10 protein-coding genes and 1 tRNA gene are annotated in these 12823 nt (G+C 57.8%); 4 read left to right on the plus strand and 7 right to left on the minus strand.

What is annotated here, in order from left to right:
- Positions 1 to 53: 53 nt before the first annotated feature.
- The 4 genes from ACRRQW_RS09430 to ACRRQW_RS09445 are packed head-to-tail and all read right to left on the minus strand — an operon-like array spanning position 54 to position 4066.
- The gene (locus tag ACRRQW_RS09430; RefSeq protein WP_438481058.1) at positions 54 to 1049 is read right to left on the minus strand and encodes an MlaD family protein; all 996 of its coding nucleotides are present in this window, start codon (positions 1047 to 1049) and stop codon (positions 54 to 56) included.
- Positions 1042 to 1848: an ABC transporter ATP-binding protein gene (locus ACRRQW_RS09435; RefSeq protein WP_438481060.1), complete on the minus strand. Its 807-nt coding sequence runs from the start codon at positions 1846 to 1848 to the stop codon at positions 1042 to 1044. The genes ACRRQW_RS09430 and ACRRQW_RS09435 overlap by 8 nt, the downstream gene beginning before the upstream one ends.
- Positions 1849 to 1853: 5 nt before the next feature.
- Entirely contained in the window at positions 1854 to 2606 is a 753-nt protein-coding gene (locus ACRRQW_RS09440; RefSeq protein ID WP_438481062.1) for an MlaE family ABC transporter permease, read from the minus strand.
- The gene (locus ACRRQW_RS09445; protein ID WP_438481063.1) at positions 2603 to 4066 is read right to left on the minus strand and encodes a hypothetical protein; all 1464 of its coding nucleotides are present in this window, start codon (positions 4064 to 4066) and stop codon (positions 2603 to 2605) included. The genes ACRRQW_RS09440 and ACRRQW_RS09445 overlap by 4 nt, the downstream gene beginning before the upstream one ends.
- 222 nt (positions 4067 to 4288) lie before the next feature.
- On the opposite strand from ACRRQW_RS09445, the gene ACRRQW_RS09450 reads away from it, so the two are divergent.
- Positions 4289 to 4876, plus strand: a complete 588-nt coding sequence (locus tag ACRRQW_RS09450) for an RsmD family RNA methyltransferase (RefSeq protein WP_438481064.1) — start codon at positions 4289 to 4291, stop codon at positions 4874 to 4876.
- Here ACRRQW_RS09450 and ACRRQW_RS09455 read toward each other — a convergent pair.
- On the minus strand, positions 4842 to 5558 hold the full coding sequence (locus ACRRQW_RS09455) for a 16S rRNA (uracil(1498)-N(3))-methyltransferase (RefSeq protein WP_438481066.1): 717 nt from the start codon (positions 5556 to 5558) through the stop codon (positions 4842 to 4844). The two genes, ACRRQW_RS09450 and ACRRQW_RS09455, sit on opposite strands and share 35 nt — an antisense overlap.
- 50 nt (positions 5559 to 5608) lie before the next feature.
- On the opposite strand from ACRRQW_RS09455, the gene ACRRQW_RS09460 reads away from it, so the two are divergent.
- The gene (locus ACRRQW_RS09460; RefSeq protein ID WP_438481068.1) at positions 5609 to 6328 is read left to right on the plus strand and encodes a response regulator; all 720 of its coding nucleotides are present in this window, start codon (positions 5609 to 5611) and stop codon (positions 6326 to 6328) included.
- On the opposite strand, the gene ACRRQW_RS09465 is transcribed toward ACRRQW_RS09460, so the two are convergent.
- Positions 6273 to 10034, minus strand: a complete 3762-nt coding sequence (locus ACRRQW_RS09465; RefSeq protein WP_438481070.1) for an ATP-binding protein — start codon at positions 10032 to 10034, stop codon at positions 6273 to 6275. The genes ACRRQW_RS09460 and ACRRQW_RS09465 overlap by 56 nt on opposite strands.
- Before the next feature lie 483 nt (positions 10035 to 10517).
- Between ACRRQW_RS09465 and ACRRQW_RS09470 the strand changes: the two genes are divergently transcribed.
- Complete coding sequence (locus tag ACRRQW_RS09470; RefSeq protein ID WP_438481072.1) at positions 10518 to 11417, plus strand: hypothetical protein; 900 nt, start codon at positions 10518 to 10520, stop codon at positions 11415 to 11417.
- A 14-nt stretch (positions 11418 to 11431) separates the two neighbouring features.
- Here the strand turns inward: ACRRQW_RS09470 and ACRRQW_RS09475 are convergent.
- A tRNA-Gly gene (locus ACRRQW_RS09475) sits at positions 11432 to 11505 on the minus strand.
- 126 nt (positions 11506 to 11631) lie between these two features.
- Between ACRRQW_RS09475 and ACRRQW_RS09480 the strand changes: the two genes are divergently transcribed.
- Entirely contained in the window at positions 11632 to 12774 is a 1143-nt protein-coding gene (locus tag ACRRQW_RS09480; protein WP_438481074.1) for a type II secretion system F family protein, read from the plus strand.
- Positions 12775 to 12823 lie beyond the last annotated feature (49 nt).

The following is a 12823-nucleotide window of genomic DNA, read 5'->3' on the forward strand; positions in this document are numbered from 1 at the left end:
GCATGAGCCGGCTTCGAGAGAACAACGAAATTTCCTGGGGGGCGTTCTTTCGTTTAGAACAACGCGCCCGCGACGACACCGACGGCGGTGATCGGGCCTTGATCGCCGAGGCCTTCGAGGGCGCGATCAGCTTTCTTCACGATGCCTTGGACTTCGACGTAGAGCGAGTCGTCCGAGATCAACTTGCCGAGCGTGCCTTGGCCGCCGTTAAGTTTTTCGGAAAGTTCGCGGAGATTTTTTGCGGTGACTTTGACGCTGTCGGCCGTGGCTTCGTCGTAGAGCAGCATGCCGATGGTGCCTTTGCCGGCTTTGACGTCGGCGACGATGCCTTTGGTGTCGCTCATGAACGTGCGCGCGTCGGCGGCGGCGAGTTTGATTTCGCTCACGCCGGCGAGCAGTTCGTCGTGGAGTTTTGGATCATTGATGAGCTTACCGAGCGTGCCTTCGCCGCTTTTGATTTTGCCGGAGATTTCCTGCAAGTTGGCGAGGGTTTCGGAAAGCTTCGGGCCGTTTTCTGTGACGAGCGTGTCGAGTTTTTGAAACAAGCCGCCGGGGCCGCCACCCGTGCCACCCGCGCCGCCGCCGGTGAAGGTGCCGAGGAGTTCCTCGAGCTTGTTGCCGACGGAGCCGAGCTTCGCGATGACTTCGTTTAGGTCGACGGTCGGCAGGGTTTTGAGTTCGGCGTTAGGCTGGAGCATCGTGGCGGATTCGCCGAAGCTCACCGCGAGGTGCTGGCTGCCGAGGAGGCTGGATGTTTGCACGGAAGCAACGGCGTCCACGGGAATTTGCACTTTCGGATCGATGGCGAGCACGGCCTCGACGCGTTTGTTGCCGAGGCGCGTGTCTTTTACGGAGCCGATTTTGACGCCGGCCATGAGGACGTCGTCACCGGTCTTGAGGCCCTTCAAACTCGCGAAGGGAGCGACGAGCGTGTAGCCCTGTTTCTTGAAACCACCGCCGCCGCTGAGCGACTCGAAGGTGATCCAGGCAAGCGCGAGGCCGAGGATGAAAAATAGCCCGACGCGAATGGACTGATGTTTGTTATTCATGGTTGTTCTCCAATTTGAAACGGGGATTTTTGAGGTCGATGACCGGATTAAGGAAGTTGGCGATGGCGGGATCTTTCGGGTTTTTGAAATCCGCCGGCGTGCCGATCGCGTGGATCTTGCCGTCGAAAATAAATGCGATGCGGTCGGCGATGTTCATCGCGAGATCGCGATCGTGGGTGACGACGATGCTCGTGACGGCGGTTTGCTCGCGGAGTGTGGCGATGACTTCGCCGATGGTCGCGGCCATGACGGGATCGAGTTCGGAAGTCGGTTCGTCGTAGATGAGGAGTTGCGGCTCCATCACCAGCGCGCGGGCGATGGCGACGCGTTTGCGCATGCCGCCGGAGAGTTCGGACGGCATTTTCTTCGCGGCTTTTTCGAGCGAGAGAATCGTCAGCGCATTCATCACGCGTTCGCGAATGCCGGCTTCGGCGCAGAGGCGGTGTTCGCGCGGGTAAAGCGCGAGGTTATCGTAAACGCTGAGTGAGTTGAAGAGCGCGCCGGCTTGGAACACGAGGGCGAGGTGGATTTTTTCGCGCGTCTCGGGGTCGGCGGCATCGAATTCGCCGATCTTCACGCCACCGCTGGTGGCGCGTTCGAGGCCGGCGATGTGTTTCAGCAAAACCGTTTTGCCGGAGCCGCTGGGGCCCATGATGCAGAAAATTTCGCCGGGCTTGATTTCGAGATCGATGCCGCGGAGCACGGTGACGTTGCCAAATTTCTTGGTAAGACCGGAAACAGTGACGCCGTAGGTTTTCCCGAGGAACGGCGAGGCGGTGTAAGCTGCGTGAGTGCTCATGGCGTTCAGAGGAGGGCTTTGGTGACGAAGTAGTCGAGCACCAGGATGAGAATGAGGGAGGAGACGACCGCCTTCGTGACGGAAGCGCCGATCTCACGCGGACCGCCACGCGTGTTGAGGCCAATGTAGCAGCACACGAGCACGATCACGAAACCAAAGACTTCGGCCTTGAGCAGGCCGTCGATCACATCGCCGGTCTTCATGTAAGCTTTCAACGCCGCGAAGTAAGCTTCGCTATCGAGTGAGATGATGTGGGTGTATTGGCAGACGATGGCGCCGCCATACCAACCGCAGACGATGCCGATCAAGGTCAGCGCGGGCATCATGACAAGAATCGCCGCAAGACGCGGGAGAACGAGGATGCGCTCCGGCGGAATGTTCATGGTCACGAGCGCGTCGACTTCTTGGTAAACTTTCATCGAAGCCAGCTCGGCGGCGATGGCAGAACCGACGCGGCCCGCGATCAGGATTGCGACCATCACCGGCCCGAGTTCACGCACGACGGAGAGGCCGACGAGCGTGCCGATGAACTGCTTCGCACCGAAATTCTCCATGCTGTAACCGCTTTGGAGGGCGAGCACACTGCCGATGAAGAAGGTCAGGATCGTGACGATCGGCAGCGAGGTGTAGCCGATGAGGTAACACTGTTCGATGAAGCGCCCCCATTGGCGCGGCAGCGTGGGCAGGTGTTTTAACGACCGAACGAGCAGCAGAAGCGTGCCGCCGATATGGCCGAGGATAAGGTTCAGTTGCTTCATGGTGTGGCGGCTGCGGTGGCCGGCGAAGGGGCGGGAGTGGAACGGAAATCGAAAAGCTTGAGGCGCCAGACGCGTTCGCCGCGCGGGCGTTGTAGAGAAATCAAACCGCGCCCGAGGGCGATGCGCTGGCGGTTGTCGGCCGCCTTCACGTTAAGGATCGGGCCAAGGTGAAATTCTTTGTCGGCGGGAGTGTTTTTCCAACTGAGCAAATTCCAGAGCACGGCGTGGCGGGTGTGATTCGGCGCTTGTTGATCAAAACGGTAGATCGCAAAGAACGGCGTGTAGAGCTGGCGGATCGGTTCGTTGGTCGGGAAGAACACTTCGAACGGGCTGAGCACTTGGGCCTGCTTGCGGCCGGCGCCGTTGTCCCACGAACTGATGAGCGGCCAGAGGTGGGTTTTGTGCGCGGGCGCGGCGTTGGGATTGGTGGCGCTGGTTTGTTTGAGCGACCAATAAACGAAATAGAGAAATTGGTTTTTCTCCTGCGTGATGCCGTCGTCAGTCCATTCGGCATGGCGGACGAGCGGCCACAGATACCACGTCTTGTCGTAGCCTTTGTTGACCGAGTGCGTGTAGAACGGTGCCCAGCGGTTGACGTTGCGCACGTCGCCGTGTGCTTGCACGAGGAACGGCCAGAAGTAGCGCGTTTCGTGATATTTTACCGGTTCGGTGCGGTCACTGTAACCGAAGAATGGCCAGACGAAGTTTTCGTTAATGTAACCCGGTGCAGTGTCGCGCGTGTAGAACGGCAGAAAGCCCACGCTCACAGAAGGCACGGGTTCGGAGAGCTTGCGTTCGTTTTTGTAGATCAGCGGCCAGAGGTAGAACTGGCTGCGGTAATCGCCTTCGCGGCCTTTGTGACCGAAGAGCGGCCAGAGTTCGAAGCCTTTGTGACCGTTGCCATAAATCGTGCGCACGAAAGGCCACGGGGTGTGCTTGATGTGGCGACCATCTTTCTCGGTGTGTCCGTAAAGCGGGAAAACGAAGAAGTTGATACGGTCGCGGCCGAAGCGGTTCTTGATCGTGCCGGCGACCGGGAAAAGCGCTTTGTAGTCGTAGCGTTCGTCACCGGAGTGACGTGAAAAATAAAATGGCCACACGTCGAAGTAATGCGTCGGTTTGCCTTCGAAGTTTTTCTCGTCCCGATCGTTGACGAGTTGGAAGAAACTGAAGACGCGCGTGTCGCCGCGTTTTTGCCAACTGAAGAACGGATAAAAGAGCAGGTCGGTTTCGCGATCCGCCTCGACCGTCTCCATGTAAAATGGCCGGAAACCGTGCACCTTTTTTCCCGGAGTTTCTTTTGCGAAGAAGAGCGGGCCGACGTATTGCACCGAGCGGGTTTGCGGCTCGGGCGAATCATGTTTCACGAACACCGGCCAAGCGTTGTCTTCATCGGCGCGCGCGGAAACTGCAGCCGTCAGGGCAGCGGCGATCAGCCAGAGTGTGGTCCGGGAAAACATGCTTGGTGTGCTAGGTAAGGCGTTGCCTTTTGCGCGGCCGCGAGGCCAATTAGGTCAGTAATGACCTGCAACCGCGTCGGCAGAGGCTAGTCCACCGGCTCAGTTGCGCAAATGCTATGTTACAACCGCAGTTAGCAAGAAGTGTTCCGGTATTTACCCTGCATCGGGAAAACTCCGAGGCGACGCTGGGCTGCGGTCGGTCAAGAAACAGAACCTGATTTTATGCGTATTACTGGCGGTCAAGCCCGGGGTATTCCGATCCATTTGCCGAAAGGTGACTCGGTGCGTCCGGCGACGGATGCCATGCGACAGTCCGTGTTCTCCAGCCTGGCGGCGCGGATCGAGGGAGCGGTTTTTCTGGATTTGTTCGCAGGAAGCGGTTCTTACGGGCTCGAAGCGATTAGTCGGGGCGCGGCTGGCGGGACGTTTGTGGAGAAAAACGCTAAAACTGCCGCGTTCATCCGACAAAATCTCACGGCGGTCTGCAAAAGCGTCGGTCGCACCGAGGCTGGAGTTTACGTCATAAACACCGACGCGGGAAAGCTGATACTGCCGCCGGGCGCGACGTTGCCGGATTTGGTATTTGTAGATCCGCCTTATGAAATCATTCGCGAGGTCGGGCCGAAGATTTTCGCGCAGATGGACGTGTTGCTCGCGAGCAAAGCCGATCCGGTCGTGATGTTCGAGATGCCCGGAGAAATCGAATTGAAGCCCGTGGGCTGGACGTGCGTGAAGCGGCTGGGCAAAGGCTCGCAGCAACCGACGGCGAATTTTTTCAGAGCCAACCGAGCTTTGCTTTCACCAACGTAAGCGCCGCGACGACCGCCGTCTCGGTGCGCAACACGCGTGTGCCGAGATGGGCGAAGGTGAACTGTTGGTCGCGGAAGAAGTTGCGTTCACCCGAAGACCAGCCGCGCTCGGAGCCGATGGCGATGGTCACGGGTTGGTTCGCAGCAAACGCGCACTTCGAAAGCACTTCCGCGGACTCGTAGTTATCGAGGACGATGCGGTTGGTCGCAGGCAACGTGGCGACGGCTTCGGCCAACGTTTGACTGGATTGCACAACGGGCAGTTGCGTGGAAAACGCCTGCGACGCGCCGGTGATGAGGTGGCGTCGCCATTCGCCCGATTGCCAGAGTGAACTACTGGCGTAACTCGGTTCACCTTTTTCCGTGCGCACAAAATGGATTGCGGCGACGCCGAGCGTGGTCGCGTCGCGCAGGATGTCGCGCGCGGTTTGCGGACGGGGCAGGCCAATAATTAAATGCAACGGCGGTGGCGGAAGCGGTTCGGCCGTCCATTCGAAATCCAGTTTTAACGATGGGGAATTGGTCGCACGCAGCTTGGCTTGGCCGCGCGGGCCATTGATGATGCCTACCTCGAACGGCTCGCCGGGCTTCCTGCGCAAAGTATCTAAAATATGTCGCGCACGCGGGTCGCTAGGAGGCAGGGGAAGCTCGACTTCCGGACGATCGAATAAAATGATGTTCAAAATGAAGAAGAAAGTTGAGGCGACAATGTGCCTTGTGCGGGGACGGTGCGATGAAACAGTCTAAGCTTACAGAGGCAACCACAGGCAGCGGTGGCGGCAACGGGCGGGTGATCATTATTGAAGATCATCGCATGGTAGCGGAATTTTTTGCGCTGCACTGTGAGAAACTTGATTTTGCCGTGCTGCAAATTTGCCCGACGTGCCGTGAAGGTCTGGCGGCTGTCCGTCAACACGTGCCGACGCTGGTGTTGTTGGATATTTCGCTGCCAGACGGTGACGGCTTGGAGCTGGCGGAAACGATCCTCGCGGAGTTTCCAAAAACAAAAATTCTCGCGATCTCCTCGCATCGCGATCCGTGGACGATGTTGAAAGTGCAACGCGTCGGCTTGCATGGATTCGTCGATAAAACCGATCAGCGTCCCGAAGTGCTGTCCGAAGCGATCGCGGCGGTGATGTCGGGAAAAATATATTACACGCCGATCGTCAACGAATCGAGTGCCTCGCTCCGGCGCGATCCCAAGGCGTTCATCCGGGTGCTGTCGGATTACGAAACGAGAATTCTCGCGATGATCGGAGAATCTAAAACCGACGAGGAAATCTCCGCCATTCTGGGGATCAGTCCCTCGACGGTGCAATCACGTCGGCGCGACATCATGCGCAAACTGGAAATCCATTCGACGCCGAAGTTGATTCATTACGCCATCGTGCACGGGCTCACGCGCGCGGAGCAGTTTGTTCGCGCGAAACCACCGCAAGGTGGAGCGAAGTGATTTCCTGCGGTAAATCGTGAGCGAGTTGCGCCGCGGTTGCCCAATCGGCGGTGGCGGCGGCGGCTTCGATTTTGCGTAGCGTCTGTTCCAGCGCGGCTTCGCCAATAAATGCGAAGCGCCCATACAGTTGATGCGCGTGATAGCACGCGTCCGGAATGTTGCGCCGCGAGAGCGCGGTTTGGAGTTCGTCGTGGATGCTGCGCAGCTCCACAAAATACAGGGTGAGTTCCTCGGAAAAATTCAGCTGTTTTTTCGAGACAAGTAAACGCAGGTGCGCAAGACGATCGATGGTTGGTTCGGGAGTGGGCGTGGCTGTGGTTTCCGAAAAACCTAGGCCAAGCGTCGAGAGGGTTTGCCGCAAACGCTCCATCGAAACCGGTTTCTCGAGGAAAGTATTCATGCCCGCATCGAGACATTGCGTGCGCTTTTCTAGGCTGTTGAATGCGGTAGTCGCGACAATCACGGCAGTGGCGGTGGCGCTTTGAGAGGCACGAAGCGCGCGGGCGATTTCCAAGCCCGACATTCCCGGCAAGTGGTAATCGAGAAACACGAGATCGAAACGTTCCTTTACCGCGATCGCCAACGCGGTGGCTCCATCGCCGGCGGACTGCACTTTGATGCCGAATTCTTCGAGGAGAGAGGTCAGCGCGAGGCGATTGTATTCTTCGTCGTCGACGACGAGAGCAGTTTTAGAACCGCTGAGGACGAGCATGGGAGTGGGCGTCGCGGTGGCGGTGGCGGCGGGCGCGATTTCGAATGGCGCGCTAAAATAAAAGCAGGACCCGTGGCCCGATTCGCTTTCCACCCAGATGCGGCCGCCCATTTTTTCAGCGAGGGTTTTACTGAGCGCCAGACCGAGACCGGTTCCGGGGATGCGTTGTTGTTGGGCCGAGGTGCCGCGTTCGAAGCGCGTGAAGAGTTTCGCCTGTTCTTCTGGCGTGATGCCCGGGCCTTCATCGGATACGGCGAAAAATAATTCGGTGCGATTTGTGCCGGCGGCCTTGCACCAGACGGTCACCTCGATGCGTCCGCGACCGGCGAACTTCAACGCATTGCCGACAAAATTCAGCAGGATTTGCCGCACGCGACGTGGGTCACCGAGCAGATGTCGCGGCACTGCGGGCGAGACGGCGATTTCCACGATGACCCCGCGCTCAGCGCTTTCTGTGGACGTGATCGCGGCGATCGACTGAACGAGAATGTAAGGTTCGAACGGTTTGATTTCCAATTCGGTGGCACCGGCCTGCACACGGGAGAAATCGAGAATGTCCTCTAGCAACGAAGAAAGATGATTGGCGCACTGGCGCAGCAGGCCGAACTTGTGCCGGCTTTCTTCGTCCAGCGAACTCGTCTTAAACGTTTCGGCGATGCCGATGACTCCGTTCATCGGGTTGCGGATCTCATGGCTGACGCTCGCGAGGAACTCGTCTTTGGCGGCGCTGGCTTTTTCAAGTTCGAGGGTGCGGATTTTCACCAAGTCCTGCAGTTGGCGCGTGCGTTTGCGACTGCGACGTTCGCGAAACCGAATCACGCCAAATCCGGTGAGCCCCGCGAGAATTGCGTAGCCCGCATACGCGGGAGTTGACCGATACCAAGGCGGGAGAATTTTAAATGCGTAACTCGACGTCTGGCCGACGACTCCCTCGGGGGTGAGGGCGCGCGCTTCAAAGCCGTATTTTCCCTCGGACAGGTTTGTGAACTCGTAAGTCGTGCGCGAGGTCGGAGCCGACCAATCGCTTTCCGCAAACCGGGTTTGAAACAGCCAAAGTTTTCCGCGCGGGTAATCGCCCGTAAACAATTGGAAGCGCACGTGGTGGTTTTTGAAGTCGAACTCGTTCTCGTCGCTCGTTGAGGCGACTGTCGGTCTGGAATCATCAAGCCGGATGATCGGCGCCGTGGGCGCGCGCAGATAGGCTAATGCGGCGAATTCGATTCGGGCCACGCCGTCGCTTCCGCCCGCCCATAAAATTTCGCCGTCCGCTTCGGTTGAAAATTCCAAGTCGCGAACAAATCCCGCGGCAGTAAACGGTTCGGGATCGAGTTCGCGCCACTGGGGTTGGCCATTTTCTTCGAGCGACAGAATTCCGGCGCCTTGGGCAAGTTTTTCGGAGCCGGACTTTTTTGCGAAGAGGATCACCGCCTTTTTGCCGTTTGAGGTGAAGCAGCCGGCTCTCGCTTCGAAAGCAGGGATATTTTGCAACGGCCGCAAGTTCGAGCCGTCGGCGTTCGCATGGAAGACTTGGTTCGAGTGGAAAACCAAAATCCCGTAATCGTTGCCCAGGACGAGTGCATTGCCGGGCTTGTCCGAACTCGTGGAAATTTGCGTCACGCGTTTGGTCGGTTCTGCCGCAGGGTCGCAGATGAAAACCCCGCGGCTGGCCGTGGCCGCCCAAAGCTTTCCTTTGGTATCCTCGTGCAAGGAGCCGCAATCATCCGGCATCGTAAACAAAACCTTCCGACTGTAGGTGCCATCAGCCTTGGGCGATATCAGGGAGATGCCGCGGGATTCGCTCGCAAAAAAATCCGGGAAGCGCGCGTGGCTGGGAAATACATTGAGCACGCTTACGCCGAAAAAAGAAAGCGATACATCTCGGCCGTCTTTTTTGATTATTTCGATGCCTCCGTGCCGTGAAGCGAGCAACCCGCTTGAGCCGTAAGGTTTGAGGTCGAAGTAAATCTGCGGGTTGCCTGGCAGGACTTCGAAGGAGGCCGAGCCACTGGCGGAAAGACGGAGGTGTGAGATGTTTTGTTGATTCGAAACATACAGGGTTTCGCCGACAAATTTCAGATTTTGAACCGTGCCCCCCGCCAGGCCGTTGCGAGCGTCATACGCGGTGGCTGCGCCCGTGGCATCGAACATGAAAACTCCGCGGCCGGTGGTGCCCCAGGCAAAATTATTGGCATCGACTTTAATCGACATGACCGAGCGCACTCCCAATCCGGAATTCGTGCTAATGTCGTGCACGCGCCGTCCTGCGGAATTGATGATGACGAGTCCGTTGTTGATCGTGCCGATTCCGTAACTGCCGTCGGCAAAGATCGCGCAGGACGTCACGATGGACTCTTTGAGTAACTGATTTATTTGCAGGTCGAAAACCGGTTCGACGGACGGGCCAACGCGGTAAAATCCCCGGCTGCTCACGACAATAATTCCTTCGGAATCACGCTTCATCGCGAAAACGCCGCGGTCAGGTAATGAGTGCGCGGGTATGGCCAACTCAGGGCCGTGGTCGGTGAGGCGATACAGGCCGGAATCGAGGTGGTGAACCCAAGGGGCGCCTTCGAACTGGAAAGAAAACAAGCGAAAGTTTCCGGGAAAATCCCAGGTTTGGAAGGCTGTCCCGTCCCAGCGGAAAATTTTCGTTTTCCCGATAAAATAGACATTTTTCCCCACGAGGTAGCATCCCCAGATGTCACCCGGTTGACGGTCTTCCGGCGTGAGGTGGTGCACCAGCGAACGGTATTCGAATACGCCAAGGGAAGTTTCTTCAAAGTATCCCATTTCATTGAGCGCTCCGGTCCAAAGCCTGCCGTCGCGGTCAAAGACCAGCGGACGCAAAGATCGCGAACCGGGCACGGGAAATGATTTCCAAGCCTGCCCATCGAAAACATGGAGCGAATTGTCGCCCGTGAAAATCCGCCCGAGGCGATCTTGGGTGACATCCCATTTTGGCAGGCTCTCACCCACTGTGTCGGTGCCAACCAAGTCGATTCTAGGCAAACCGACGCTGGGCCCAGTCCAAGCGCCTCTGGTCAAACAATAGGCGAAGAGAAAAACGAGAATCCGAAAAAACCCGAGGGAAGCTGAACGCGGTGAGGCCAAGCGGCACCATTCAACCCCGCCGTCTGAAAAATGCACAGCGATATTTACCGCCTTATTTTAGTGGAGCAGCGACTGGGAAATGGTTCGGCCAAGGCCTAAAGAGAGGTGATTTGGCCCGTCGTTGGGAAAGCGATTTGAAGGCATGCTGCGTGTATGAACTCATTCAAAAAAACAACGGTTGGAACGGTTTCGGTTTTCCTGCTGGCACTCGGTTTAAATCGACTCGCTGAGAAAACAGCGGTCTGGGCAATCGCGGGCGAAGAGCTGATTTGCGAATCGGTTTTGGTGTCCAGCAATCCCACGGTTACGCCGAGTCAGCTGCCGATTCGCCACGTATGCGTTTAATTCCAACACGGGGATGTCGCTATGTTGAACCTCGCCGCCATTCGTTATCGTAATGTGCTCGTGTCGCGCGGCGGGCCAATCGCTCGGATAGAACTCGGCGATACGATGGTCATGGGCCGAAGGCAGTTTCTGGCGAACGCGTTTCTCGCGCCGAATCTCGCAGTGAGCGACGGAACCGGTGCTGTGTTTAGTCAGGCCAACGGCAGCGGCACGTCCGAAATGCCGATGATGGCGCGGTTCATGGCGATCTCGGAAGCGCTGGAGCGCTGGGCGCACTGGCAATTGCACGCAGATAGTGAGGGAAAACGTTATGGCTTCGACATCGATCCTTCGAGCAACGGCATGGCGGCGTTTCCCGGGCTTTTTGCGCGACAGGCGCGAGCGAGTGCGTTGATGGAAGCTGCGGAGCGATTTAACCTGATGCATTGGTGGGAAGGGCGGCTTACGGCGTGCGATGCGACGTCGCCTTGGCCCGACGTCCAGGCGGCGACGATTTGCTCGGAGGCACCAGGCATCACGGTAATCATCTATCAACAATTGGCAGAAGGTGGCTTCGCGTATGGTCACGCGGCGGCGCTGGATTTTGGGACGGCTTGCTGGAAAGCAGCGATCGAGATGGAACGTCACGCGCAGGCGATCCGGCAATTCGCGCTGACCCATGCGGGAGGATCACACACCACCCCACGCCGCGAAGTTGGCGCGGTGGAGCAGCGCAGTTTATTTTTCGCGACGCAGGAAGGGCATGAATTGTTCAAAGCGCGTTTACATGCGCACCCGATCAGCGCGCCCGCGATTCCCAAGCTCGTCTATGACGGGCCAGTGCCGGGGCCGTGGTCGCGCTACGCGGATGTGTGGCGCGTGGTGTATGCGCCGCCGAGTGATCGTTACCTGAGCGCCGGGGAAAATTATTTCCTGTGGTAGCCGATGGCGCGTTTTGGAGCGGGTGGACAGAATCGAACTGACGATACCTCTTTGGAAGAGAGGAGTTTTACCACTAAACTACACCCGCGTCTCAATGACCGGTAGCGTGTAGGCGAGACGCCGGCATTCAAGCTTTTGTTAAACTACAGCGGCGGCCGGCGATTTGGGAAATGGGATTGCGGGCCTGTGCACCCGCACCTAATTTGCGGGCAATATGGCGACAACTGCGGCCCCAAAACCTAAGACCAAGTCCAACGTTCAAGCCGCGCAGGCGATGGCCAAGCAGAAGGCCCTCGAGAAAAAAGCCAAGAGCTACAAGCTCGACCTGAGTGAACTCTCGGTGTTCACCAGCCAGCTCGCGTCCTTGCTGACAGCCGGTCTGCCCCTCGTCTCCTGTTTGGAAGCGCTGCAGGATCAGACCGAAGATCAGGTTTTCCGGATTGTTATCCGCGACGTGCGCAATGACATCTCCACCGGCACTTCATTTTCCGGCGCGGTAAAAAAATTCCCGCGCGCGTTTCCGAATCTCTTCATCTCTATGGTGGAAGCGGGTGAAGCGTCCGGCGGCTTGGCGGAAATTCTCGGCAAGGTCGCCGGCTACTTCGAATCGACGGTGAAGCTGACCAAAAAAGTGAAGTCCGCGATGACGTATCCGGCGGCGGTCATCGGCCTCGCGGTGGTGCTCGTGAACGTGCTGTTGATCTTCGTGATTCCGGTGTTCGCGGCGATGTTCGCGGACTTCGGCGCAAAACTGCCAGCGCCCACCCAAATGTTGATCGACCTGAGTAATTTCCTGCAATCGTGGTGGTGGGCCATCGGTATCGGCCTCTATGGCGCTTACGTGGTGCTCAATAAATACATCGCGACGCCCAATGGCCGCCGGCAAAAAGACCAGTTCCTCGTGCGCGCGCCGATTTTCGGCAACCTCGTGCATAAGATCGCCCTGTCGCGTTTTTGCCGCACTTACGCGACGCTGATGCGCTCGGGCGTGCCGATTCTGCGCACGCTGGAAATCGTGGCTTCCGCCAGCGGCAAAGTTCAGGTCGAAGATGCGTGCGTGGAAATTTCCAAACACGTCAGCCAAGGCGGCCAGGTTTCCGATGTCATGGCGGCGAATTCCTTTTTCCCGCCGATGATGAAGCACATGGTGAAGGCCGGCGAAACCACGGGTAACGTCGACGGCATGATGAACAAGATCGCCGATTTCTACGATACCGAGTGCGACGCCATCGTCGGGGCGCTCACTTCGTTGATCGAGCCGTTGCTCATCGTATTTCTCGGAGTGGTCGTGGGCGGAATCGTGATGGCGATGTTCCTGCCGATTTTCCAACTCGGAACGGTTGCGGGCGGCCTGTAATCGATTTCAATAAATCGTTCTGATTGCTACGTTGCACGCGCGGCGTTTT

It is taken from the genome of Oleiharenicola lentus (genome assembly GCF_051660365.1).
GTDB classification, from domain to species: Bacteria; Verrucomicrobiota; Verrucomicrobiia; order Opitutales; family Opitutaceae; genus Lacunisphaera; species Lacunisphaera lenta_A.